Origin of the sequence: Streptomyces sp. A1277 (assembly GCF_004795015.1) — a bacterium.
Lineage (GTDB): Bacteria > Actinomycetota > Actinomycetes > Streptomycetales > Streptomycetaceae > Streptomyces.
This window is the reverse complement of sequence record NZ_SSBI01000018.1, coordinates 36,890-59,007: the sequence shown is the minus strand read 5'-3', so window position 1 is coordinate 59,007 and position 22,118 is coordinate 36,890. Positions and strand designations below refer to the sequence as shown.

26 protein-coding genes and 2 pseudogenes are annotated in these 22,118 nt (G+C 70.2%); 16 read left to right on the top strand and 12 right to left on the bottom strand.

The window, feature by feature from the left end; all coding sequences use genetic code 11:
- Window positions 1–37: 37 nt before the first annotated feature.
- On the bottom strand, window positions 38–1,015 hold the full coding sequence (gene pip / locus E6R18_RS14640; RefSeq protein WP_136317321.1) for a prolyl aminopeptidase: 978 nt from the start codon (window positions 1,013–1,015) through the stop codon (window positions 38–40).
- Between the two features lie 61 nt (window positions 1,016–1,076).
- Between pip and E6R18_RS14635 the strand changes: the two genes are divergently transcribed.
- The 7 genes and pseudogenes from E6R18_RS14635 to E6R18_RS35370 form a co-directional block, all read left to right on the top strand.
- Window positions 1,077–1,568, top strand: a complete 492-nt coding sequence (locus E6R18_RS14635) for a hypothetical protein (protein ID WP_136317320.1) — start codon at window positions 1,077–1,079, stop codon at window positions 1,566–1,568.
- Between the two features lie 143 nt (window positions 1,569–1,711).
- Window positions 1,712–2,506 (top strand): hypothetical protein, encoded by a 795-nt coding sequence (locus tag E6R18_RS14630; RefSeq protein ID WP_136317319.1) that lies wholly within the window; start codon window positions 1,712–1,714, stop codon window positions 2,504–2,506.
- Entirely contained in the window at window positions 2,503–3,183 is a 681-nt protein-coding gene (locus tag E6R18_RS14625) for a DUF4166 domain-containing protein (RefSeq protein ID WP_136317318.1), read from the top strand. The genes E6R18_RS14630 and E6R18_RS14625 overlap by 4 nt, the downstream gene beginning before the upstream one ends.
- Window positions 3,180–3,959, top strand: coding sequence for a TetR/AcrR family transcriptional regulator (locus E6R18_RS14620; RefSeq protein WP_240799730.1), 780 nt, complete (start codon window positions 3,180–3,182; stop codon window positions 3,957–3,959). The genes E6R18_RS14625 and E6R18_RS14620 overlap by 4 nt, the downstream gene beginning before the upstream one ends.
- A 39-nt stretch (window positions 3,960–3,998) precedes the next feature.
- The gene (locus tag E6R18_RS14615) at window positions 3,999–5,000 is read left to right on the top strand and encodes an endonuclease/exonuclease/phosphatase family protein (RefSeq protein WP_136317317.1); all 1,002 of its coding nucleotides are present in this window, start codon (window positions 3,999–4,001) and stop codon (window positions 4,998–5,000) included.
- 93 nt (window positions 5,001–5,093) lie between these two features.
- Window positions 5,094–5,803: pseudogene (locus tag E6R18_RS14610) on the top strand (VOC family protein).
- A gap of 136 nt (window positions 5,804–5,939) precedes the next feature.
- Window positions 5,940–6,109: pseudogene (locus E6R18_RS35370) on the top strand (VOC family protein); the annotation flags it as partial.
- A gap of 43 nt (window positions 6,110–6,152) precedes the next feature.
- Here the strand turns inward: E6R18_RS35370 and E6R18_RS14605 are convergent.
- Window positions 6,153–7,064: an alpha/beta fold hydrolase gene (locus E6R18_RS14605; RefSeq protein WP_136317316.1), complete on the bottom strand. Its 912-nt coding sequence runs from the start codon at window positions 7,062–7,064 to the stop codon at window positions 6,153–6,155.
- 102 nt (window positions 7,065–7,166) lie between these two features.
- Here E6R18_RS14605 and E6R18_RS14600 point away from each other — a divergent pair, with 102 nt between their 5' ends.
- Window positions 7,167–7,736, top strand: coding sequence for a TetR/AcrR family transcriptional regulator (locus tag E6R18_RS14600; protein ID WP_136317315.1), 570 nt, complete (start codon window positions 7,167–7,169; stop codon window positions 7,734–7,736).
- Between the two features lie 246 nt (window positions 7,737–7,982).
- Here E6R18_RS14600 and E6R18_RS14595 read toward each other — a convergent pair whose 3' ends face one another.
- Window positions 7,983–8,660, bottom strand: a complete 678-nt coding sequence (locus E6R18_RS14595; protein WP_136317314.1) for a DNA-binding response regulator — start codon at window positions 8,658–8,660, stop codon at window positions 7,983–7,985.
- 66 nt (window positions 8,661–8,726) lie between these two features.
- Between E6R18_RS14595 and E6R18_RS14590 the strand changes: the two genes are divergently transcribed.
- Window positions 8,727–9,584, top strand: a complete 858-nt coding sequence (locus E6R18_RS14590) for an oxidoreductase (RefSeq protein ID WP_136317313.1) — start codon at window positions 8,727–8,729, stop codon at window positions 9,582–9,584.
- 88 nt (window positions 9,585–9,672) lie between these two features.
- Here E6R18_RS14590 and E6R18_RS14585 read toward each other — a convergent pair whose 3' ends face one another.
- From E6R18_RS14585 to E6R18_RS14570, 4 genes are all read right to left on the bottom strand, one after another.
- Window positions 9,673–10,458 carry a hypothetical protein gene (locus tag E6R18_RS14585; RefSeq protein ID WP_136317312.1) on the bottom strand — a complete coding sequence of 262 codons (786 nt, stop codon included), beginning with the start codon at window positions 10,456–10,458 and terminating at the stop codon, window positions 9,673–9,675.
- A 167-nt stretch (window positions 10,459–10,625) separates the two neighbouring features.
- The gene (catA, locus tag E6R18_RS14580) at window positions 10,626–11,306 is read right to left on the bottom strand and encodes a type A chloramphenicol O-acetyltransferase (protein WP_136317311.1); all 681 of its coding nucleotides are present in this window, start codon (window positions 11,304–11,306) and stop codon (window positions 10,626–10,628) included.
- Between the two features lie 14 nt (window positions 11,307–11,320).
- Window positions 11,321–11,500 (bottom strand): DUF397 domain-containing protein, encoded by a 180-nt coding sequence (locus tag E6R18_RS14575; protein ID WP_136317310.1) that lies wholly within the window; start codon window positions 11,498–11,500, stop codon window positions 11,321–11,323.
- Window positions 11,497–12,273: a helix-turn-helix transcriptional regulator gene (locus tag E6R18_RS14570; protein WP_168712350.1), complete on the bottom strand. Its 777-nt coding sequence runs from the start codon at window positions 12,271–12,273 to the stop codon at window positions 11,497–11,499. The genes E6R18_RS14575 and E6R18_RS14570 overlap by 4 nt, the downstream gene beginning before the upstream one ends.
- 117 nt (window positions 12,274–12,390) lie before the next feature.
- On the opposite strand from E6R18_RS14570, the gene E6R18_RS14565 reads away from it, so the two are divergent.
- The 5 genes from E6R18_RS14565 to E6R18_RS14545 all read left to right on the top strand — a co-directional run bounded on the left by E6R18_RS14565 (window position 12,391) and on the right by E6R18_RS14545 (window position 16,009).
- Window positions 12,391–12,816 carry a hypothetical protein gene (locus E6R18_RS14565; RefSeq protein ID WP_240799729.1) on the top strand — a complete coding sequence of 142 codons (426 nt, stop codon included), beginning with the start codon at window positions 12,391–12,393 and terminating at the stop codon, window positions 12,814–12,816.
- A gap of 110 nt (window positions 12,817–12,926) precedes the next feature.
- Window positions 12,927–13,907, top strand: a complete 981-nt coding sequence (locus tag E6R18_RS14560) for a hypothetical protein (protein ID WP_136317309.1) — start codon at window positions 12,927–12,929, stop codon at window positions 13,905–13,907.
- Between the two features lie 94 nt (window positions 13,908–14,001).
- Entirely contained in the window at window positions 14,002–14,679 is a 678-nt protein-coding gene (locus E6R18_RS14555; protein WP_136317308.1) for a TetR/AcrR family transcriptional regulator, read from the top strand.
- A 95-nt stretch (window positions 14,680–14,774) separates the two neighbouring features.
- Complete coding sequence (locus E6R18_RS14550) at window positions 14,775–15,377, top strand: helix-turn-helix transcriptional regulator (RefSeq protein WP_136317380.1); 603 nt, start codon at window positions 14,775–14,777, stop codon at window positions 15,375–15,377.
- Window positions 15,374–16,009, top strand: coding sequence for a hypothetical protein (locus tag E6R18_RS14545; protein ID WP_136317307.1), 636 nt, complete (start codon window positions 15,374–15,376; stop codon window positions 16,007–16,009). The genes E6R18_RS14550 and E6R18_RS14545 overlap by 4 nt, the downstream gene beginning before the upstream one ends.
- Window positions 16,010–16,922: 913 nt before the next feature.
- Here E6R18_RS14545 and E6R18_RS14540 read toward each other — a convergent pair.
- The 3 genes from E6R18_RS14540 to E6R18_RS14530 all read right to left on the bottom strand — a co-directional run bounded on the left by E6R18_RS14540 (window position 16,923) and on the right by E6R18_RS14530 (window position 19,410).
- Entirely contained in the window at window positions 16,923–17,189 is a 267-nt protein-coding gene (locus E6R18_RS14540) for a hypothetical protein (protein WP_136317306.1), read from the bottom strand.
- Window positions 17,190–18,168: 979 nt separating this feature from the next.
- Window positions 18,169–18,447 (bottom strand): DNA-binding protein, encoded by a 279-nt coding sequence (locus E6R18_RS14535; RefSeq protein WP_136317305.1) that lies wholly within the window; start codon window positions 18,445–18,447, stop codon window positions 18,169–18,171.
- Between the two features lie 237 nt (window positions 18,448–18,684).
- Window positions 18,685–19,410 carry a GDSL-type esterase/lipase family protein gene (locus E6R18_RS14530; RefSeq protein ID WP_136317304.1) on the bottom strand — a complete coding sequence of 242 codons (726 nt, stop codon included), beginning with the start codon at window positions 19,408–19,410 and terminating at the stop codon, window positions 18,685–18,687.
- 58 nt (window positions 19,411–19,468) lie between these two features.
- Between E6R18_RS14530 and E6R18_RS14525 the strand changes: the two genes are divergently transcribed.
- Window positions 19,469–20,458, top strand: a complete 990-nt coding sequence (locus E6R18_RS14525; protein ID WP_136317303.1) for an esterase-like activity of phytase family protein — start codon at window positions 19,469–19,471, stop codon at window positions 20,456–20,458.
- 4 nt (window positions 20,459–20,462) lie between these two features.
- Here the strand turns inward: E6R18_RS14525 and E6R18_RS14520 are convergent, their stop codons facing one another.
- Window positions 20,463–20,858, bottom strand: coding sequence for a PPOX class F420-dependent oxidoreductase (locus E6R18_RS14520; protein WP_136317302.1), 396 nt, complete (start codon window positions 20,856–20,858; stop codon window positions 20,463–20,465).
- Between the two features lie 81 nt (window positions 20,859–20,939).
- On the opposite strand from E6R18_RS14520, the gene E6R18_RS14515 reads away from it, so the two are divergent.
- A complete protein-coding gene (locus tag E6R18_RS14515; protein ID WP_136317301.1) occupies window positions 20,940–21,446 on the top strand; it encodes a GNAT family N-acetyltransferase in 507 nt (168 codons plus the stop codon).
- Between the two features lie 3 nt (window positions 21,447–21,449).
- Here the strand turns inward: E6R18_RS14515 and E6R18_RS14510 are convergent, their stop codons facing one another.
- A complete protein-coding gene (locus tag E6R18_RS14510) occupies window positions 21,450–22,076 on the bottom strand; it encodes a Uma2 family endonuclease (RefSeq protein ID WP_136317300.1) in 627 nt (208 codons plus the stop codon).
- Window positions 22,077–22,118: the final 42 nt, after the last annotated feature.

Here is a 22,118-nt window from a genome sequence, read left to right as displayed (position 1 = left end):
ACTCCTTCGAGCGCGCTCGAAGCAAGCCGCCACCTCTTCACACCTGGGCGAACCGGTCCAGCGCCGCCAGCACCGCCCGCCTGGTCGCCGCCCCGCCGAGGTGGCCGGCGTCCTCGATCACCGTCAGCTCCGCGTCCGGCCACGCCTTCGCCAGCTCCCACGCGGTGACCAGCGGCCCGCCCATGTCGCCCCGCCCGTGCACCAGCACCCCCGGAATCCCGGCGAGCCGCCCCGCGTCCCGGATCAGCTGCCCCTCCTCCAGCCACGCGCCGTGCGAGAAGTAGTGCGCGCAGATCCGCACCAGCGCCTCCCGGGCCCGGCCCGGCCGGCCGCTGTACGGGGGCGGCCCCGTGTACGCCTCCTGTGAGAGCACCGCGTCCTCCCAGGCGCACCAGTCGGCCGTCGCCCGCGCCCGTACCGCCGGGTCGGGGTCCACGGTGCGCCGGGCGTACGCGGCGAGCACGTCCGGGGTCGCGTCGCTCGCCGCCTCCGGGACGCCCGCCCGGAAGAGGTCCCACGCCTCGGGGAAGAAGCGGCCCGCGCCCCGGTACAGCCAGTCGATCTCGGAGCGCCGGGTCGTCGTGACGGCCGGGATCACGATCTCGGTGACCCGCTCCGGGTGGCGTTCGGCGTACGCGAGGATCAGCGTCGAGCCCCAGGAGCCCCCGTACAGCAGCCACCGGTCGATGCCGAGGTGGACGCGGAGCCGTTCCATGTCGGCGACCAGGTGGTCGGTGGTGTTGTGCCGCAGGTCCACGGCCGGATCGCTCGCGTGCGGCGTCGAGCGGCCGCAGCCCCGCTGGTCGAAGAGGACGACGCGGTAGCGCTCCGGGTCGAAGTACTGCCGGGGCCGCTCGGTGCACCCCGACCCCGGACCGCCGTGGACGACGGCCGCGGGCTTGCCCGCCGGGTTGCCGCACACCTCCCAGTACACGAGGTCGCCGTCGCCGACGTCGAGCATGCCGTGCTCGTACGGCTCGGTCGGCGGGTACTTCTCGTCGGGCGGGCGCCCCATGAGGTGGCTCCCTCGTTCAGCGGCGTACAGCTTAAGCCCACGCGGTCGTAGCCTGGGCGGCGTGAACGCGACTCCCGAGGTTCTGGCCGTACTGGACGATCTGCTCGCCGCCGCAGCCCCCGACGCCCGTGGGGCGCTGTGGCAACTGGACCGGCAGGGGAGGGAGCTGGACGCGAATCTGGTGCGGCTGCCCCCGGGCGCGGAGGTGGGGGAGCACCAGGAGGACGTGCTCGACGTCCTCCTGGTGGTCCTCGCCGGCGGCGGCCGCCTCGTCCCCGGCGACGGCGGTACGCCCCTCACGCTGACCCCGACCACGGCCACCTGGCTGCCCCGCACCTCGCGGCGCTCCCTGACGGCGGGCCCGGACGGCCTCGCCTATCTGACGGTGCACCGCCGCCGCCCGGGGCTGGCGATCAAGCCGGCGGTGTCCGTACGGGAGGGCGGCGAGGCGCCCTGCGCGCTGGACCGGGTCTGCCCCGAGTGCGGGCGGATGTCCCAGGAGTCCGCGCCGGTGTACTGCAGCGCGTGCGGGGAACGCTTCCCGGACCGCTGAGCCTTCCCCGCCGGGGGGGCGCGTAGTCGTACGTGCCCCCCGCGTCCGCACGCCCATCGACTTGAGCGGTCGCTCAAACTGCCCTACTGTCTGCGGAACAGCGATTTGAGCGACCGCTCAAACCGCTGGAGGGGGTGCGGAACGTGGGCCATGGCCTGTACATCGAGGCGCGGATACGGGCCGGTCTGGAGTGCGTCTGGGAACGCACCCAGGACCCGGCGCAGCACCAGCGCTGGGACCTGCGGTTCACGCGCATCGCGTACCTGCCCCGCGCGGAGGGGGAGCCGCAGCGGTTCACCTACGGGGTGCGCGTCCTGCCGGGGCTCCTCGTCGCCGGGACCGGCATCTCCGCCGGTGAGCGGCACCGCCCCGACGGCACCCGGACCTCCGCCCTCCGCTTCGCCTGCGCCCACCCGCTGTCGTTCCTCACCGAGGGTCGGGGCTACTGGCGCTACGTGCCCTGCGAGGGCGGCCGGGCGGGCGAGGGCGGCCGGGAGGGCGCGGGCAGCTGGAAGGGCGCGGGCAGCTGGAAGGGCGGCGGCGGCCGGGCGGGCGAGGGCGGCGGCATCCGCTTCCTCACCGGCTACGACTACGAGCCCCGCTGGGGCCGTCCCGGCCGGCTCGCCGACCGCCTGCTCTTCCGCCCGCTGATGGGCTGGGCCACCGCCTGGTCGTTCGACCGGCTGCGGCTGTGGTGCGAGCGCGGGATCACCCCCGAACGCGCGCTGCGGCACGGCCTCGCGGAGGTGGCGGTCCGGCTGGCGGCGGTGGCCCTGGCGGCCTGGGCTGCCCCGCTCGCCGCCGTACCGGTCCTGCTTGCCGCCGTCCTCCTGCCGCCGCTGCCCTCCACCCCGTCGGCCGCCCGCTGCCTGCGCCGCCCGCCCGCGCGCACCACCACCGCGCCGCCCGCCCTTCTCGACCACCTGGAGCGTCCGTGACCTCGATCTTCCAGCAGGCCCTGGGGGCCGACTTCGACCGCCTCCACCCGCGCGTCCGGCGCCGCTTCTCCGTCGGCCTCGACAGCGGCGAGTCCTGCACGGGGCGCGGGGTGATGGACCGGGTCTGGCACGGCGGCCCCTGGGTGCGGCCGTTCCTGGCGCTCGGCGGGATACGCCACATCCTCGTCCCGCGCGCGGGGCGCGACGTCCCGTTCACCATCGAGAACGTCCCCTTCACGGACTCCTTCGGCCGCGAGACGGTCACCTTCGTGAGGACGTTCGCCTTCCCGGACGGGCCCCGGCGGTTCGACGCGACGATGGTCTACAGCGCGGAACGCGGCTGTGTGGTGGACTACCTGGGCACGCATCAGCACCTGGCCACCGACCTCCACCTCGCGGTGGACGAGGCCGGCGCCCTGGTCATCCGCTCCGGCGAGCACCGCTTCCGGGAGGGCCCGGTGGACGCCCGGGTGCCGGATCTGATCGGGGGCGACGCGGTGGTCAGGGAATCGTTCGACGAGGCGGCGGGCCGCTTCCGCATCCAGGTCTCGGTCACCAACCGCCGCTTCGGCCCGCTGTTCGGCTACGAGGGCTCGTTCACCGCGGAGTACGCGGACGTGCGCGGGCAGGGCGTACGCCGGGACCTGCGCCCGGTACGCGAGGAGGCGCGGGCATGAGCGGGGAGAAGCGCGCGGACACGAGCGAGGAGAAGCGCGCGGACACGAGCGGGGAGAAACGGGCGGACACGAGCGGGGAGAAGCGCGCGGACGCGGGCGGGGGGAAACGGGCCGCAACCGGCCGGACGCCCTCCGGCGAGGACACGCGCACGAAGCTGCTCGCCGGGGCCCTCGCCACGCTCACCGAGCAGGGCATCGCCAAGACCTCGGCGCGGAGCATCGCCGCCACCGCCGGGGTCAACCAGGCGCTGGTCTTCTACCACTTCGGCACGGTTGACGAACTGCTCGCCGCGGCCTGCCGCTACGGGGCGGAGCAGCGCCTCGCGACCTACCGCGAACGCCTGGACCGGGTGCGCTCCCTGGGCGAACTCCTGGCCGTGGCCCGCGAGCTGAACGCCTCCGAACGCGCGGGCGGCCAGGTCGCCGTGCTGGGGCAGCTGCTCGCGGGCGGCCAGACGCAGCCGCGCCTCGCGACCGCCACGGCCGCGGGCCTCACGCTGTGGACCGAGGAGATCGAGCGGGTGCTCGGCCGGGTCCTGGCGGGCACGCCGCTCGCCGAGTTCGTGGACGTGAGGGGTCTGGCGAAGGCGGCCTCCGCGGCCTTCGTCGGCCTGGAACTGTACGAGGGCGTCGACCCGGAGGGCGCCGGGCAGGCGCTGGCCGCGCTGGACCAGCTCGCCGCGCTCGCCGCCGCGCTGGAGGGCCTGGGCCCGGTCGCCCAGCGCGCGGTCCGCTCCAGGCTGCGCAGGGCCGGGGGGAACCGCTCGCATCCGTAGCCCCGTCCTCGGGGGCAACGACAGGGGCGGACGGGACACATGGTGAAGCGGGCGGTCAGTGGTGCGGCTGCGGCGGCGAGGGCCGCCGTGCGGTGGCGGGCGTGGGACCGTCCGGGCCGGTGGCGGCGGGGGGAGGTCCCGGCCACGCTCGCGGCCCTGACGGCGCTCCTGCTCGTCGCCCACCGCGCGGTCCCCAACACCCCCGGCCACCTGGGCAGCCTCCTTGAGGCGTTCCTGCCCTGGCTCGGCCTGGCAGCCGTCCCCCTGCTCACCCTGGCCGTACTCCGCCACTCGCTGCTCGCCCTGCCGGCGGTGCTCCTGCCGGTGACGGCCTGGGCGTACGCGTTCGGCGGACTGCTCCTCCCGGCGGCGGACCCGGGCCCGCGCGACCTGGTCGTCGTCCAGCACAACGTCAGCGATGTGAACGCCGACCCGGCGGGCACGGCCCGAGCGCTGGACGCCGCGGGCGCCGACCTCATCGCACTGGAGGAACTGGTCCCGGACGCGCTGCCGACGTACGAGAGGGCCCTCGCCGCGACGTATCCGTTCCACGAGGTCCGGGGCACGGTCGGCATCTGGTCCAGACACCCGCTCTCCGGCACCCGGACGGTGGACATCAAGCCGGCGGACCTCACGGAGGGCTGGAGCCGGGGCCTGCGCACGCTCGCCCACACCCCGCACGGCGAGGTCGCCGCGTACGTCGCCCACCTGCCGTCCATCCGGATCGGCCCCGGAGGTCTCGCCTCCGCCCGGCGGGACGAGAGCGCCCGCCTGCTGGGCAACGCCCTGGCCGCCGAGGAGACGGACGCGGTGATCGTGCTGGGCGACCTCAACGCCACGGTGGACGACCGCGGCCTGACCCCCCTGACCTCCCGGCTCAACGTGTCGAAGCGCGGGTTCGCGTTCAGCTTCCCCGCGTCCTTCCCGCTGGCCCGCATCGACCAGGTGATGGCCCGCGGGGCGGAGGTCGGCCGCATCCGCACCCTCCCGGCCACGGGCAGCGACCACCTGCCGGTGACGGCACGGGTGTCGCTGGACTGACGACCTACCCGGCCCCGAAATCGGGATGCGCGCCCCGCCCCCCGTCCCTAGGCTGCGCGGGCGCCCCGCCAACGATTCGGAGACGTACGGAACATGACGCCCCACCTGTCAGCGATCGGCTTCCACGCGACCCACCCGGCGGACCTCGCCCGGTTCTGGTCCACCCTTCTGAACTGGGAGCAGGCGGACTCCGCGACGGCGGACGAGGTCACGGTCCTCCCCCGGACGGCAAGGGCTACGGCCTCCGCTTCACCGCGAGCCAGGAGCCCAAGGCCCGGCAGAACCAGGCCCACTTCGACCTGACCAGCGCCACCCCGGAGGCCCAGCGGGAGACCGTGGCACGCGCGCTGGCACTGGGCGCCCGGCACATCGACGTCGGCCAGACCCCGGAGGACGGCCATATCGTCCTCGCCGACCCGGACGGCAACGAGTTCTGCGTGATCGAGGCCGGCAACAAGTTCCTCGCCGACACCGGATTCATCGGCGCGGTCGCCTGCGACGGCACCCAGGCGGTCGGCTACTTCTGGAGCGAGGCGCTGGGCTGGCCGCTGGTCTGGGACCAGGACGAGGAGACCGCCATCCAGTCCCCGCAGGGCGGCACGAAGCTCACCTGGGGCGGCCCGCCCGTGCCCCCGAAGACGGACACGAACCGCCTGTACTTCGAGCTGACGCTCCCGCCGGACGCGGACGAGACCGCGGAGATCGCCCGCCTGACCGAACTGGGCGCCCGGCGCGGACCGGACGGGGTCGTGATGCTCGACCCGGACGGCAACGAGTTCACGGTCCGGCGGGCGACGACCTGACCACCGGGTTCACGGTGCGGCGGGCGACGGCCTGACCGGCGGGTTCGCGGTGCGGCGGGCGACGGCCTGACCGGCGGGTTCGCGGTGCGGCGGGCGACGGCCTGACCGGCGGGTTCGCGGTGCGGCGGGCGACGGCCTGACCGGCGGGTTCACCGGGTTCACCGGGCTCGCCGTCGACTGCCACGACCCGGAACGCCTCGCCCCCCCTTCTGGTGCGAGGTCCTGGACTTCACGGTGATCGACCGGGGTGAGGACGAGGTCGGGATCGGCTGCTGGGTGCCGATGGTGGAGGAGGTACGGGCCCGCTCCGCCCGCCCCCGACTCGGCCGGCAGCGCGGTCTGGCTGGGTTCACCTGCTGGAGATGCTCCACATACCGTCCCCGGCCGCAGCGGCGTCGTTGAGGGCGGCCCACCCGGCGTCGTCGAGCTTGAAGGCGTCGAGGAGGTAGGCGGAGATCGCGTCGGCGACGAGGGCGACGCGGGCGGGGTCCTCGTCGGTGGTCTCGGCGGCCATCTCGCCGGCGATGCCGCCCAGGGTGTGCTCGCCCTCGGCGATGGCGAGCAGGCTCTTCGGGGACGGGCTGAGGCGGTAGGCGTCGGTGAACCACTCCGGCCCCCGGGTGGAGAGCTGCGACTGGTCCTTGCCGCCCGCGACGACCAGGGCCGGGGTCGCCATGGTGGAGTAGTCCGGCCTCATGAACGGAAGGTGCTCGGCGGCGAACGGGGTGAGCGTGTCACCGGTTCCGGTCGCGGCGATCAGCGCGCCGGCCGAGACCGCGGGGTGGGAGAAATCCTCCCCGGGAATGCCGTCGGCGTCCAGCACGCGCGCGCCGAGGATCGCGCCGGCCGTCTGGGCGCCCCAGGAGTGGCCGACGATCGCTATGCGCTCACGGTCGACGCGGGTCTCCAGGCCGCCGGCTTGGAGAAGGATGTCGCCGAGGCCGTCGAGGACCGCGTGGAGGTCGGCGATCCGGACGCGCCAGATGGTGGGAAAGCGCGGGTCGTCCCACCCGATGCCGTTGCGGCGGGAGTCCAGGTGGGTGGGCTGTACCACGACGAATCCCGCTGCGGCCCACCGGTCAACGAGGGGCGCGTATCCGTCCATGGACCATGCGTTGCCGTGGGAGAACACGATGACGGGCAGGTTCTGGCCCGACAGCGGGGCGGTGACCCTCACCAGCAGGTCGACGCTGCGGCCGGGCGCGGGAACGGTGATGGGCTTGACCGAGACGATCCGCTGGTCGAGGTGGCGGGAAGACATGGGGGACCTGCGCTTTCTCCACGGGATTGCTCTGCCATACTTTGGCGGAGCGCCGTTCCGCCAATCTAGCGGAACATTGTTCCGCGAGCAAAGGAGGATCCCGTGCCGGAACCGGTCGGAGTACGCCGAGCACAGGCACAGCGCACCCGCAGCGGCGTGCTGGCGGCCGCGGCGGCGGTCTTCGTGGACCAGGGCGTCCAGGCCCCCATCCGCGACATCGCCGAACGCGCCGGCGTCGGCGTCGGCACGATCTACCGAAACTTCCCGACCCGGGCGGACCTCGTCACCGCCGTCTACCGGCACCAGATCGACACGTGCACGGCACTCGCGCCCCACCTCCTGGAAGAATCCGCCTCCCCGTTCACCGCCCTGGCCCGCTGGGCGGACGCGTTCGTGGAGTTCCTGGTGACCAAGCACGGCCTCGGTGCCGCCCTGGGGTCCGGTGACCCGGGGCTGGAGAACCTCCACGCCCTCATGCTCGACACCCTGGTCCCGGCCTGCGCGACATTGCTCGACGCCTGCGCCGCCGCCGACGAACTCAGCCCCGGCATCACCGCCTACACGCTCATGCGCGCCATCGGAAACCTCTGCATCACCGGCCCCGACTACGACCAGGCCGACGCCAAGCACATGGTCGCCACCCTCCTCGCCGGATGCCGTCGCAAGGCATAGCCACGGGCCCCGGCCCACCCCCACCGCCTGCCGCGCAACATCGGTCTCCGCCTGGGACGTGGAGCCGTGGAGCCCACCGCGCGACTGGCGTCAAGGGCGCCTCCGCCTTCTGCTGCGCGGCTGACCTTCTCGCACCTCGTCGCGGCGGACCCATATTGGGCCACCCTCGTCCTAAGAGCGCTTCACTATCCGGAAACGCAAGATGACCATCCGCCGCCTCACGCGGATCGGTACGGTCGTACTTCCTCAGCGCCCCGCCCGCCCCGGCAGCCCCAGCTCACCGGCCCGCAGCCCCGCCTGGAAGCGGGAGCCGGCTTCCAGGGTGATCATCAGATCGGCCACGCGGCGCCGGTACGTGCGCAGGGAGAGGCCGAGTCGGCCGGCCGCCGAGGCGTCGGTTAGCCCGGAACCCAGTGCTTCGAGGATCGTCCGGGCGTCGGGGTCCAGGTGCGGGGTGTCTTCGCGCAAGTACGCGTCCAGGTCCGTCGACTGGTCCCACATCGCGGAGAACAGCGAGTGGACGCCGTCGATCATGTTCTTGGACGTCGTCACGGAGTACTCGCGGCCGGCCGGCGAGTCCCGGCCGGCCAGGATCATCACGCGCCGGTCGATGATGATCGTCTCGTGCGGCACCGCGGAGTCGGTGATCCGCACCTGCGCCCCGTTGCTCCGCACCTGACGCAGGTGCGCGCGGGACTCCTCCTCGGTGAGCGCGACCGGGCTGAGCAGCTTGCGCGTGGTGAAGCCGGGGGAGGCCGCGGGGCGCATCCGGCTCTGGATCGCGGCCCTGGCCTCCGGCTGCGCCCAGGTGCTCAGGTCCCGGGCGACGCACAGGAAGTCGGTGCGGGCGGACTCGAAGAAGTGACCGGCGCGCGCCAGGAGCTCCGCGTCCCCGTGGACCGAGAAGATCTGTTCGTTCCGCATTCCGTCAGTCTGGCAGCAAACTGCCACGGGCTGGGCCGCGCGGAAATCGCCGGACACCATGGACCCATGACGACGACCTCTTCGAACCCCAGCACCTTCGACCTCGGCGGGGACCTCCCCGTCAACCGCCTCGGCTTCGGCGCGATGCGCCTCCCGATGAGCACGTTCGACGGCCCCGCCCGCACCCCGGAGAACGGCATCGCGGTGCTCCGGCGAGCGGTCGAGCTGGGCGTGAACCACATCGACACGGCCGCCTTCTACGCCCGGGGCGACGTACGCGCCAACGAGCTGATCCGCGAGGCCCTGGCCCCCTACCGCGACGGCCTGGTCATCGCGACGAAGGTCGGCCCGCTCCCCGGGCCGGACGGCATGCCGAGCGAGCAGGCCACGCCCGACCAGCTGCGCGGCCTGGTCGAGGCCGACCTGCGCGCCCTGGGCGTCGACCGGCTCGACCTCGTCAACCTCCGGGTGGGCGGCATGAACGCACCGGGCGGCGAGTCGGTGGCCGAGCGGTTCGCCGTGCTGGCGGGGCTACGGGAGGAGGGCCTGATCCGGCACCTCGGCGTCAGCAACGTCGACGCCGACCAGCTCGCCGAGGCGCGGGCCGTCGCGCCCGTGGTGTGCGTACAGAACCCGTACGCCGACGACCTGGCGCTGCTCGCGGAGTGCGAGAGCGCGGGCATCGCGTACGTGCCGTTCTTCCCGCTCGGCGGCGGCCGCGAACCCCTCGACACGCGGCGCCTGGAGAAGGTGGCGGCCCGGCTCGGCGCGACGGTCGCGCAGGTGCAGCTCGCCCTGCTGCTCACCTCGTCGCCCGTGATGCTCGCCATCCCCGGCACGGGCGACCTCGCCCACCTGGAGGAGAACATGGCGGCCGGCGACCTCGTCCTCAGCGAGGAGGACGTGGCCGAGCTGCGGGGCTGACGGCCCCGGCCGGGCGTGGGCCCTCGCCCCTGGCGTCATCCGGCCCGCGGCCTCGACGCGCGAGGTGTGCTCGGGAAGCAGTCGGGAATCAGTTGTGGTTCTCGTCAATGGCGACGGCGACACCGTTCTTGACATCGACGACGACGATGACGTCGCCCTTCTTGGCCGCCGCTTCGAGCTCGTCCTCGGTGCACTGCTTGGTGGACTGGCCGTCCGGGTTGCCGCAGATGATCCCGGCACCGTTGATCTTGGTGGTGGTGGCGGTGAAGAACGAACGGTCCGGGCCCTCGAACGTCTTGGTCAGGATGTACTTGCCCGGGGCCATGTATCCGAGCGTCCCGGTGAAGAGACCGGACGCCTTGCTCTTGCCCGAGTCGTCGTCACTGCCGCTGCCGCTGCCGCTGCCGCTGTCGCTGTCGGTGTGGTCCTCGATGATGCTGACCGCCACACCGGCTTGGAGCTTGACCGTCGCGCCGAAGCCCTTCTTGGCCGCCGCTTCGAGCTCGTCCTCGCTGCAAGGGGTCGCGGCCTGGCCGTCCGCGTCGCCGCAGATCTTGCCCGCGCCCTCGATGTCGGTGTCCTCCGAGGTGAAGAACGCCTGCCCCGCCTCTCCCTTGCGGGTCACCATGTACTTGCCCGGCGCCATGTAGGAGACGGCGCCGGCCCAGCTGCCGCTCACCTTGCCGCCCGAACCCTGGCCGTCCTGCGCACCGCCGCCGTCAGCCCCGCCCTTGGCTGCCGACTCGGACACCGAGGGCGCGTCCGACGCGCCGGAGCCTTCCGCGTCTCCGTCCTGGCAGGACGTGAGCAGCAGCGTCGTGGCCAGCAGAGCGGTGGCGGTGAGGACGGTCTTGCGAAGGTGACTGCGAAGCATGGCGGGGTTCCCCCAACGGGTCGTGGTGATGCGGCCGAAGCTTGGTCATGGCTGGCTCGCATACGTACTGGATCATGACTCTGCCGGATGCGGCGACCAACGGGAGCCGCAGTTACGAAGCCATGACGCCATCGGGATGATCGCAGTACCCCACGTTCCCGGCCCTTTTACGCGCCCTCGCCCTTTCGGCGTGCGGTCAGCCACCCCGAAGGCTCCGCCATCAGCTCCTCCAGCTCGTTGACCAGGCGCGCCGTGTGGAACCCGTCGGCGGCGGCGTGGTGGATCTGTACGGCCAGGGGGAGCAGGGTGCGGCCTTCGCGTTCGGTGTAGCGGCCGAGGGTGAAGATCGGTGCGAGGTGGTCCCAGCCGCCGCCGATGTTGAGGTTGAACCCGGTGAAGGAGGCCCACGGCAGGCTCGACACGTCGAACGTGTTGGGTGGCGGCGGCCCCTGCGGGAAGAACTCCGTGGCCCGGCCGTGCTCCGCGAGCAGCGGAGCGGCGGTGTCGTGGAACGCCCCGAAGTCGGGGTCGTACGGTGCCCATACGCACGCGAACGTCTCGCGTTCCGGGTTGAACACCGTGAACGCCGGGTGCACGACCGGCCAGACCGCCGGGCCGCCCGACGCTGTGAGGCACATCCTGAACTCTTCGTGCCGGTTGACCACCGTGGCGAGCGCCCACACCTGCGCGATGTACGACTTGCGCGGCGACCGGCGCAGCGCCGCCGTGAACTCGGTGACGTCGACCTCCACCGTCATCGAGTACGTGCACGGCACGCGGTCCCGGTAGTGCGCGAAGTGCTGCGCGCGCGGCCAGGTGCTCAGGTCGATGGGGGCAGGGGCGTCCATCTGCGCGTTGCGCCTCAGGCGGCGGTGTGCCGGACGAACGCGGACCAGGCGTCGGGGGAGAGGGCGAGGGCGGGGACGGTGATGTCCTTGGAGTCGCGCACGTGGATGGTGTGGGGGCAGGCGGCGACCTCGACGCAGTCGCCGCCGTTCGGGGCGCTGTAGCTGCTCTTGAACCACTTCAGATCAGTGCTCATAGTCCTTCTGCTATCTGCTTGATCAGCCCGCGCGACTCTTCCAGTCCGTGAGCCTGGGTCCGGAGCATGCCATACGTGGCAAACAAGTCTCCCAGTTGGGGTTGCTCGCTGACAACGAAGTTCCGGCTCTGCACCTCCAGGTACGCCAGCCGCCGACGGTCGTGGGTCTCCAGCAGGACGAAGGGGCCAGCCATTCCGACGTGTGTCTCCCGATGAGGTGACATCACCTGGATGTGCACGTTCCGCAACTCGCTCACGTCGAGCAGGTGTTGAAGCTGCGCTCGATGCACGGTTCGCCCTCCGATGGGGCGAGTGACCGCGCTGATTTCCAGGATGAAGCTGATGTCCGGTGGTGGCTTGCGTGTCAGCAGGGTCTGCCGCGAAAGGCGACCGGCTACCAGTCTCTCGATCTCGTCGTCGTCGAGCGGTGGGCACACTCCCCGATGCAGGGCGTGCGCGTGCGCCTCGGTCTGTAGCAGGCCAGGCATGGTGCTGGACTCGTACTGGTAGCGCGCCACTGCCTTGGCTTCCTCCTCGGCGAATGGCTCGAACCAGGAAGCCAAGTGCCCGAATGACAACTTCACCGCAGCAGCGATCAGCGCACCATGGGCACCGACCGCCGCATCCGCCTCCGGGACGAAATCCCCCTTCGGCGGCCTCTGCCCCCGCTCCACCATCGCAACCTGCGACTTGGAGAAACCGATCCTGCTACCCAAGCCCTCCTGCGAAAGCCCGGCCAGTTCGCGGTAGTGCCGCAACAACGCACCGAACATCTCAGCGGTTCCGCCACCGGTACTACTGGAGTGCACAGCCCCACCTCCAAGTGCACAACAGTGCACAGACGCCTTGTGTCCCTGGTCACCGTACGTGCGGGCGTCGACGCTTTCCGTATGGAACCGAAAAATTCACCGGACCTGGTGCCCTCGTGGATTCCCGCGAGCGGACACGCCCTGCGTCACGCGGGAATCCACTTCGACGCCATCCGGATCTCCGGGCTGCTCGGCGAGCAAGTGGCGTACGAGATCATGCAGTTCACGGACTTCCAGGCCGGGCCGATCGTCCGGTCCCGGATCGGGGCGCGGAGCATGTACTTCCTCGTCCCGCCCGGCACGGCTGGTACGCATCGATGGCCGGCGGGAGTCGACGCGCTCGTGCGCAAGGGATCGGACTTCGTCGGAGTGCCCGCGCTGCACGGACTGACGTACCCGCTGGACTGGCGTTCGCAGCCGACCGCGCAAGATCCGTTCGTGGATACGGAACTGCTGTTCGAGCTGCTGATGAAGGTGGTTGCGGACGAGATTCCTGCTGTACGGTGACGGAGTCATTACGCTCCGTGCGCTTCAGCGCATGGGGCGGCCCCCGGGGGTGCTACCAACACCCGGACCGAGGGCCTTCACCCCACGATGGAGCTAGAGGTCCACCGAGAATGCTTTGGCATGCTATCTCGCCTTCCTACGGCTATGTGAAGGCGGCGCACGACATCGTGCGCCATCCGAAACTCAGCAGCGACGCGAAGATCTTGATCACGTACGTGCAGGGCCTGCCCGAGAGGCGTACGGGCCTGGCGTTGAGCGACCACGCGAAGAGGCTGGGGATCAAGGGGCGGGCGTACCAGAAGGCGAAGGAGCAGCTGAAGGAATGCGGGTTCGTCCACGAGTGGCGGCGGCAGGGTGAGGGCGGGCTGTGGGTGACGGACCAGCTGTTCTCGAACGTACCGCTCACCGAGTACGAGGCGCGGCGGCTGAGAGACGCAAACGCCCAGGTGGCACCGGGTGATCACTATCCGGCGGTCGGTGATCCGGGGCCTCGGTCGGCCGGTGGTTACCAACCGGAGGTTGAAGAACGTGAGAAGAACTTCTCCCACCCACCCTCCGAAGCGCCTGCGGCCGAACCGACCGAACCGGCCGAACCGGCGGAGCCTGCGGCGCAGGCTCCCGAAGTCGTGGAGGCCGAGCGCGTGTTGCTGTCCCTGCGTCACGCCAGCCCGCAACTGCACCTCGGCGTCCGGGAGGCGCGCAGCCTCTCCGGGGCGGCGGCCGACTGGCTGCGGCGCGGCGTGAAGGCGGCGGAGTTGCGCCTCGCGCTGGTGAGCGAGCTGCCTGCGGAGGGGGTGCGGTCGGCGGTGGGGTTCGTGCGCCATCGGCTCGTACAGAAGCTGCCGGAGGAACCGGCGTACGTACCCGAGGTGCGGCCGTATGTGCCGTGCGAGGGCGGAGGGCCGGAGCATGTGTTCCGGCCCCGGGCGAACGAAACGGTGTGCCGGACGTGCGCGCGGGCGGCGGCCTGGGAGGTGCACGAGGCCAAGTGGCCGCGGTCGCGGCCGGGCGAGGACTTCGAGGAGCCGGACCGGCTGCCCTGGCGGGAGCGGGTCGCGGCGGTCCTTGAGAAGGATGCCGGAGAACGGTGAGGCGTACGGCCGTTCGCCGGTGTGGCGGTTCCGCCGTGGACGCGGTGGAGCGAGCAGAGTGGGCGCGGGGGCCGGAACGGACTGAGGAGGACCCGTGGTGGATGCCGTGGTGGCACTTTGGGACGGTGTACGGGCGGTGCGGGACCCCGCGCGGTGCCGGGCGCAACTCATGGCGGCCGGGCGGACGTTGTTCGCGGTGTACGGCTACGCCCATACGTCGGTCGAGCATCTGTGCGCGGAGGCGCAGGTGGAAGTCCGGGACTTCCACCGCGAGTTCGAGTCGCGCGAGGCGCTGCTCGTGGACCTGTACGACGAGGTCGCGATGGCCGGGATGCAGGCGTCGCAGGCGGAGCTGTCCGCCGAGGGCATGGACACCTGTCCGACCGAGGAGCGGGTCCGCAGGCTGTTCGCCGCCTACGTCCGGGCCGTCACGCCGGACCCGCAGGCGGCCCGGGTGGCGTTCGTCGAGGTGCTGGGCGTGAGCCGGGCGATGGACGACCACCTCACGATGTGGCGCTCGGTGTGGACGGAGTTCCTGGCCCACGAGGCCGAGCGCGCCCGGGGGCGCGGGCACGCGGTGGACGGTGACCTGGCGGTGGTCGTGAAGGTCCTGACCCGGTCCGTGGACGAACTGCTCGCCCACCACGGCCGCCATCCGCGCCAGATGCCGCCGGACCTGCTGACCAGTGAGCTGACCCGGCTCTCCATGGCCATGATCGGCCCGGCGAACGGGTCCGTGGGCACCTCCGGGGCGGCCTCCGGGGCTTCCTAGCGGGCCTCCGGGGTCTCCTCCGGTTGACAAGGCCGCTTGCCGGGTCGGCAAATGGAGGCATGGCAGCGAAGGAACGGAACGATGGCGGCGGGCCCATGAAGGACGACGAGCTGGCGTCGGTCCTGACGGGCGTCGGCCCGCGCCTTCGGGCGCTGCGCACCGAGCGCGGGACGACGCTGACGCAGCTGAGCGAGACGACGGGGATCTCGCTCAGCACGCTCTCCCGCCTGGAGTCCGGGGGCCGCAAACCCACCCTCGAACTGCTGCTCCCGCTGGCCAAGGCGTACGGGGTCCAGCTGGACGAGCTGGTCGGCGCCCCGGACACGGGCGACCCCCGGGTCACCTTCCGCCCCTTCAAGCGTCACGGCATGACCTTCGTCCCGCTCACCCGCCACCTCAGCGGCGTGAACGCGTACAAGCAGGTCATGCCTGGCGCGACGGCCCCTTCCGGCCCGGTCGAGCAACGGGTGCACGAGGGCTACGAGTGGCTGTACGTGCTCTCCGGCCGGCTCCGCCTGGTCCTGGGCGACCACGACCTGATCCTCACGGCGGGGGAGGCGGCCGAGTTCGACACCCACACCCCGCACTGGTGGGGCGCGGCGGGCCCGGACCCGGTGGAGTTCCTGAGCCTGTTCGGACCGCAGGGGGAACGCATGCACGTACGAGCTAAACCGAAACGAGATACGGGGGGAACATGAGCGGCAACGAGGGTTCGACGGCCTGGTTCGAGGGGCTGCCCGAGGTCATCACACGGGCCGACTTCGGGTCCCTGGTGGGGCGGCCCCCACGCGGCGCCGAGCGGATGGCGGCACGGGGCCTCCTCGCCGCCCCCGCCTACCGCAACCGCGGCAAACTGGTGTGGCACGAGGCGCCCGCCCTGGCCTGGTTCCGCTCCCTCCAGGAGCACGCGGTGATCGTGCCCGCGAACGCCCGGACCATGGCGGATCTGAAGGCGCACGGGGCGTACGTGTGCCAACTGGGCAGCGGCGCGCATGTGGGGCTCGCGCGCCCCAAGATGCTGGTCATGTACCAGCGGGGCGGCGAGGGCCTGGTCTTCGGGGTCGACGCGGTCGAGACGGTCAACCAGCAGATCGACGGAACCCGCCCCGCGAGCCCCCGAACCCGCGCCATCCTGCGCGACGGCGAACGGCTGGACACCTTCGGGACGCCCTGGACGATCTTCCACCTCCGCGAGGCCGGCAGGATCGCCAACATCACCCCGAGCATCAAACAGGGCCGCTACCTCCGCCTGGACGACGTCCTGGACGCCCTGACGACGGGCCACTTGACGGTGCCTACGCAGGACGAGGCGTTCCCCAGCCGAATGTGAGGGGGCGCGGGGGGCGCGTGGCCACGCTGGTTCATGGAGTGAGCGTAGGCAGGGTCCAGCAGCGCTCTGCTTACACCAACGATCCGTCCGATTCGCTACATGGAACTCGGCCCGATTAATTCCGATTTCCGTCGGCGCGGTCCGTCACGACTCGTGGAAAATTTACTTCAAGCAGCCATGCGGTAGCGCGTGGAATGCGGCGGCAATCAGTGGAACTCTGAGAGGCAGGGAAAAAGTTCTGTACGATCCTTACGTTAGATCGACTGGCCGTGGCGAATCCAATAGCCATTACGCCAACTCCGACCAACGTGAGCCATAGTGTCGAAGTTGCCTCCCGCCAGGAATTGCGGGATTCCGATAGGTGTAAATCAGCTGAACTAAAGGGCAGTCAGAAGTCTTATGTAACTAGATTGGCGATGCGTAGGGTGCTGGTGAGTGCACCGAGCAAGCTGCATCTAGCGGTGTGTCCTTTTACGCGCCTGGATGTAGAAGCCAATAGAAAAATTGAAAAGAATATGCCGACCAGAAGAATTGGTGCCTTCCAGTTCAGAAGCAAGCTCAAGATCGCTGCCGCTATGCACCAGAAGGCGAGACTGGCGCGGCAGGCGCCCATGACTTGCCAGATTGACAGTTTCTGTGGAGGCCCGCCGATGCTTCGCTCCCTGTCGACTGCTATATGGTTTCTTGTTGAACAAAACCCTTTGTTCAATTCTATTCCTCACGCTGTAAGGTTGAGCGGGGTGACGTTTTCGCGACGTCACCCCGTCAACGTTTTACTTGAACAGTCGGCTATATCTCCACCGCAGCGGAAGCCCACCTTGTCGGGGGCCAGTTACGATGCTGTTTATGCGTGCATGGCCACCGTTGAGTGCCCATCGGGCATACTCGGTATTTCCCCCCTTCGCTATCGCTCCTAGAACCCAAAGAGTAGGATTTTTATGTTTATGAAAGCGAATGCGGTACCCATTATCGTGGCGAATCCGGCCGGAATCCTCAGGATGATGTCATTGCGGTAGAAGGCCGAAAATATTCTTTCCCCCAAGAAGTCGGCGACTGCCTCGGCGCAGCCTCGAACGTTGAACGCAAGGAGCGAGCCGATCACGGCCACGAGAACTCCTCCGATGAGCTCTCCGTAGTTCACGGAGTGCGAGGTTCGAGCCGCAAGGATCATCTCGTACATTTTTGCCTCCGGGGGCGTGCGGGACAAAGCGCCCATGCGCCTCATGTGATCGCCGAATTCACCAGGTGAAGAGGCGTCTGATCATAGTGCTGTACGAGCTTTGCGTACCCACTTCGGCCCCAATGCCAGCTCCTACAGACAAGGAGGTGACACTCGTGACTCTCCGGAGACTTCCACCCCTGGTCCAACGGAAGTATTAGCTCCGGTGCCGTTCGCGGCGAGGTCGAGCTGTTCGCCTCCCACCGACACGACAGCCGGGCCATCGGCCTGGTCGCCGCCAGCCCGAACGACGGAAACGGTTTGCCCAAGAAACCCGACGGACCATCATGAAGTTCGGGATTAGTAATGTCGCCCTCCGTCAGAGCATTCTGAAGACGGGGGTCTGCAGGAAGTGGGCCATGCCGGCCCATACGGATAGGCATATGCTGATAACTCCTGCGACTGAGGGTGCGATGATGTCCCAATCGCCCACAGTGCTTGTCGCTATACAGTTGCCACCTTCATGGACGTGGACCTTTATGCCGCGAACGGTGAATGTGATCCCGAGGCCGTCAAACGAAACAATCCTGGCGGATCGACGAAACGGTGAATGGGTGCGGATGTTGAACCCTGCCCCGTTGAACTCTCCCGCTGCTCCGGCTACCAGACGCTTTCGACCTACATAGATGGGTGCGCCCAGGTCCCAGACCCTTGCCTCGGCAACCCCTGCCAGGGAGACGACCCAATCCTCCCAACCGTCGGCCAGGGCGACTGGGGTACGAGTGCTGGACGGGCCGCGAACCAGTGTGATCTCGCCGAGTGGCGTTTGCACTCTCGAGTAAACCGCTTCGGTCTTCGCGGGCGAGTTCCACGAAGCTCCCGAGATGTCGTCCTTGAAGTCTTTGTATTTCACAAGCCCTCTCGAAGTTTGGTGGCGCATTGCGTCACGGCCGATCAGGTTGTTTCAGCATGACCGCGCTAGGAGCTCTTTCAGGTAGCTCTACATGAACTTGATGGAATCCTTGAAAAGTCGTCGCATCTTTTTGGATATCGTCGCCGTTGTACGCCAATCGACTTCTTCGAACAGGCTGACCCTGGTCACTCCCGCCTCCCCGGCAGGGTTGTGGGCGGGCGTCAAGTGATCCGTTGCTATCAGTACGCCAATTTTTCCTACCGAGACACCCAGGATGCGGGCGGCCTCGTGCTGGGAGGCCCAAGCATCTGTTGTGACTGTCGGAACTTTCAGTAACCCTTTTGGGTACCCCTTGCCGGCGGTCATGCTGTCTTCCCTTTCCGATACGGTTCCAGCGCGAGCCACGATTTCAGACACAGTGCGCTGGCATGCGGCGCTGCACCTAAGAAACGGGGGTACGGAGGTCGGTGCAGCACATGCACTACGCAGAGGCTGAATCCGACGACACTAAGAATCCGCCATATGAAGCGAAGCGCATCGGCCAGGCAGCCCAGAGTGCTGGAAAAACAGCAGGTCAAAGTGGTTTCTGGGTGGGCGGTGGCCTCACCGGCTTCCTGAAGTAGCCGCCTCCGGAACCGGCCGCCCTACCGCCCCCGTGTACGCCCCGCCCACCTCCCACGCCTGGTGCATCGCGTCGGCGAAGGCGGCGGCCAGGTGGTGTTCGCCGGTGGGGCCCGGGTGGGTGCCGTCGTAGGTGTCGGTGTGGATGTCGTAGCCGGGTGGGTGCGAGGCCAGGAGGAGGGGGGAGGTCGGGGTGTCCAGGTCCGCCACCGCCTTGGCGAGGAGTTCGTTGAAGCGGGCGCACTCGGCGGCGAAGGGGGCGTCCGTCTCGGCGCGGATGTTCGGGATGACGGGGAGCAGGACGCACCGGATGTGCGGGTTCGCCGTGCGGGCGGCGGTCAGGAAGGCGCGGGCGTTCAGCGCGGTCTGCTCGCTGTCGGTGTAGAAGCCGAGGTCTATCAGGCCGAGCGAGACGAGCAGGACGTCCGGGCGGTGCTCGGCCACGGTGTCCGCGATCACCGGGGCCATGTGCAGCCAGCCCTCACCCCAGCCGGCCAGGTGGCGGCGGGCGGGGAGCGGGAAGTCCTCGGCGGCGTACGCGGAGGAGGCCGGGGTGCCCGTTTCGGTGTCGTGCAGCTCCGTGCGCGGGCCGACGAGTGCGAAGGGGCCGTCGAGGGACGTCGACAGGTGCTGCCACATGCGGTAGCGCCACGTGAAGTCGCCGGCGCGCCCGATGGTCATGGAATCGCCGACACACATGAAACGCATGGCGCCATCATGGCGGATCTTGGATACGGCCCGGTACGTGACGATGGACACTTGTGCCATGCGTTCGTACCGACTGACCGTCCTAGGCGCCGCCGCGCTGCTCTCCCTCGCCGCGGCGGCGCCCGCCGTGGCCGACGACGACGGGGCCGATCGGACCTTCACGATCGAGGACCCCCGGATCACCGAGTCCAGCGGCCTCGCCGCGAGCCGCGCCCACCCGGGGATCTACTGGACGCACAACGACAGCGACGACGGCCCGTACGTCTTCGCCGTCGACTCCCGCACCGGGAAGACCGTCGCGACGATCACCATGAAGGGCGTCGGCGCCCCGCGTGACGTCGAGGCCATCTCGCTCGGCCCGGACGGGAACCTGTACGTCGGCGACATCGGCGACAACCTCAATGGCAGCTGGGACCACGTCTGGATCTACCGCTTCCCCGAGCCGAAGGTGCTGCGGGACGCGACGGTCCGGGCCACGCAGTTCGACGTCAAGTACGCCGACGGTCCGCGCAACGCGGAGGCGCTGATGGTCCACCCCAAAACCGGCCGCGTCTACATCGCGTCGAAGAACGAGGAGGGAGGGGGCCTCTACGAAGGGCCCGCGAAGCTGACGGCGGGCGCCGTCAACGTCTTCCGGCGGGTCGGCGAGGTGCCGTGGGTGACGGACGGGGCGTTCTCCCCGGACGGCAGGGAGCTGGTCCTGCGCTCCTACTTCAGCGCACGCGGCTACGCCTTCGCGAAGGGCCGGCTCGGCAAGGACTACCCCGTCGAATCGCCCCTCCTCCCGCAGTCCGAGTCGGTGACGTACACGGCGGACGGCTCCGCCCTGATGTACGGCTCCGAGGGCGAGGAGAGCCGTGTCGTGCGGGTGGACCTGCCGAAGACCGGGGACGGCGGCGGGGGCGGAGCCACCCACCGGGCAGGCGGGGTGAAGGACGCGGCCGGCGGCGACGGGGTGCCGGTGAAGGGGACCACGCTGACCGGCGTCGCCGTCCTCGCCGGGATCGGGCTGCTGCTCTTCCTCGGCAGGCGGCGCCGCAAGGAGTGAGCGCTCAGGCGTCCAGCGGCCGGATCTCGTAGTGCAGGGTCCTGTCCCGCTTGATCCGGTGCGTGAGCGGGACGAGCACCCCCTGCGTGGCCGGGTACTTCCGGGACAGCATCCGGGCCGCGTGCGTGTCCTCCTTCGAACCGGCCGGGAGGAGGCGCGCGTGCGCCTCGGTCTGCGGTCCCGTGGGCCGGCCCCGTACGGTGCACGGGCCGATCCGCACCACCGGGTGGTTGCGCATCCGCTCCACCTTCCAGGCCGAGGAGAACGTACGGATGTAGGCGTGGTCGCCCTCGACCGCGATGTGCACCGGGGTGTAGGCGCGCGTCCCGTCCTGCCGCCGCGTGCTCAGCAGGACGGTGTACTGCTTCACGTAGGGCTTCAGCTGCGGGATCGTATCCATACCTCCATGGTGCTCCGGTACGGGCCGGTGTCATCCGAGGAGCCGCCGCCCGGCCGCCGTTTCGCGTAAGGTCCCCGGTCCATGACGACCGGCCGCCGCCCCGCCCCCTTCACCACGCCCCGCCTCGACGCCCTGCCCCTGCGGGTGGAGCACGCGGACGAGATGGCCGCCGTGCTGGCCGACCCCGCCCTGCACGCCTTCACGGGAGGCGCCCCGGAGACCGTCGAGACCCTGCGGGCGCGGTACGTACGGCAGACCGCCGGTTCGCCTGACCCCGGCGAGCTGTGGTGGAACTGGGTGCTGCGGGAGCGGGGGACGGGCCGGCTGATCGGCTATGTGCAGGCCACCGTGCGCGGCGGGCGGGCCGAGATCGCCTGGGTGGTGGGGGTGGAGTGGCAGGGGCGGGGGTACGCCCGGGAAGCCGCCCGGGCCCTGGTCGCCCACCTGCGCGCAACCGGCGTACGGACCGTCGTCGCCCACATCCACCCCGAGCACGCCGCGTCCGCCGCCGTGGCCGCAGGGGCCGGTCTGGAGCGGACCGGGGAGTGGGAGGACGGCGAGGAGCGGTGGCGGCTGGGCGGGGGGTGAGCCTCAGGCTTCGGACGTGCGGGACTGGACCCGGCCCGCCTTGATCAGCTCGGCGACATCGAGGTTCACCTCGGCACCGATCGAGGCGGGGAGCGGCGCCTGCTGGCCGGGGGCGTAGACCTCGTGGCGGTCGTACGAGCCGCCCAGCGGTTCCGTCAGGACGTGGACGCGGCCGTGCTTGCGGTCGAGGATCACGTAGACGGGGACCTTCGCCTCGGCGTACGCGGAGACCTTGTGCCGCAGGTCGCTGTTGTAGTTGCTGGAGGTGACCTCCAGAACGAGGCGGAAGACGGCCGGATCGTAGCTGTTGTTCTCGATCAGGTGCTCATCGAAATCCGCGTCGACCAGGGCCAGGTCGGGGATCGCGTAGTCCTCCGGACCGCCCGGCAGCCACAGGCCGATGCCCTGGAGGACTCTCGACTCGGTGCCATGAAGTCCTGCGGCGAGGAACGGGATCATGAGCGTGGTCAGCGCGTCCGCGTGCGGGCCGTCCAGGGGCGGGGCCACGGTGATGACGCCTGCGATGATCTCGACGCGATAGCCGGGATGCTGCTCCGCGAGCCTGTTGGCCGTGACGAGCAGGGGCTCCGGGCCATCGTCACAGGGGCGCTCGACCGCTGCTGCAGACATTGCGGGCCCCCTGGAATGGCTGGTGTCGAGACCACCATCGTA

Coding starts and splice junctions, on each gene's coding strand:
- catA (WP_136317311.1), bottom strand. CDS start 11,306: ATGGACGCCCCTGCCCCCATCGACCTGAGCACCTGGCCGCGCGCGCAG.
- E6R18_RS14510 (WP_136317300.1), bottom strand. CDS start 22,076: ATGTCTGCAGCAGCGGTCGAGCGCCCCTGTGACGATGGCCCGGAGCCC.
- E6R18_RS14540 (WP_136317306.1), bottom strand. CDS start 17,189: ATGTACGAGATGATCCTTGCGGCTCGAACCTCGCACTCCGTGAACTAC.
- E6R18_RS14535 (WP_136317305.1), bottom strand. CDS start 18,447: ATGACCGCCGGCAAGGGGTACCCAAAAGGGTTACTGAAAGTTCCGACA.
- E6R18_RS14570 (WP_168712350.1), bottom strand. CDS start 12,273: ATGTTCGGTGCGTTGTTGCGGCACTACCGCGAACTGGCCGGGCTTTCG.
- E6R18_RS14565 (WP_240799729.1), top strand. CDS start 12,391: ATGGAACCGAAAAATTCACCGGACCTGGTGCCCTCGTGGATTCCCGCG.
- E6R18_RS14520 (WP_136317302.1), bottom strand. CDS start 20,858: ATGGATACGATCCCGCAGCTGAAGCCCTACGTGAAGCAGTACACCGTC.
- E6R18_RS14560 (WP_136317309.1), top strand. CDS start 12,927: ATGCTTTGGCATGCTATCTCGCCTTCCTACGGCTATGTGAAGGCGGCG.
- E6R18_RS14585 (WP_136317312.1), bottom strand. CDS start 10,458: ATGCTTCGCAGTCACCTTCGCAAGACCGTCCTCACCGCCACCGCTCTG.
- E6R18_RS14530 (WP_136317304.1), bottom strand. CDS start 19,410: ATGCGTTTCATGTGTGTCGGCGATTCCATGACCATCGGGCGCGCCGGC.
- E6R18_RS14545 (WP_136317307.1), top strand. CDS start 15,374: ATGAGCGGCAACGAGGGTTCGACGGCCTGGTTCGAGGGGCTGCCCGAG.
- E6R18_RS14590 (WP_136317313.1), top strand. CDS start 8,727: ATGACGACGACCTCTTCGAACCCCAGCACCTTCGACCTCGGCGGGGAC.
- E6R18_RS14605 (WP_136317316.1), bottom strand. CDS start 7,064: ATGTCTTCCCGCCACCTCGACCAGCGGATCGTCTCGGTCAAGCCCATC.
- E6R18_RS14525 (WP_136317303.1), top strand. CDS start 19,469: ATGCGTTCGTACCGACTGACCGTCCTAGGCGCCGCCGCGCTGCTCTCC.
- E6R18_RS14575 (WP_136317310.1), bottom strand. CDS start 11,500: ATGAGCACTGATCTGAAGTGGTTCAAGAGCAGCTACAGCGCCCCGAAC.
- E6R18_RS14620 (WP_240799730.1), top strand. CDS start 3,180: ATGAGCGGGGAGAAGCGCGCGGACACGAGCGAGGAGAAGCGCGCGGAC.
- E6R18_RS14595 (WP_136317314.1), bottom strand. CDS start 8,660: ATGCGGAACGAACAGATCTTCTCGGTCCACGGGGACGCGGAGCTCCTG.
- E6R18_RS14615 (WP_136317317.1), top strand. CDS start 3,999: ATGGTGAAGCGGGCGGTCAGTGGTGCGGCTGCGGCGGCGAGGGCCGCC.
- E6R18_RS14550 (WP_136317380.1), top strand. CDS start 14,775: ATGAAGGACGACGAGCTGGCGTCGGTCCTGACGGGCGTCGGCCCGCGC.
- E6R18_RS14515 (WP_136317301.1), top strand. CDS start 20,940: ATGACGACCGGCCGCCGCCCCGCCCCCTTCACCACGCCCCGCCTCGAC.
- pip (WP_136317321.1), bottom strand. CDS start 1,015: ATGGGGCGCCCGCCCGACGAGAAGTACCCGCCGACCGAGCCGTACGAG.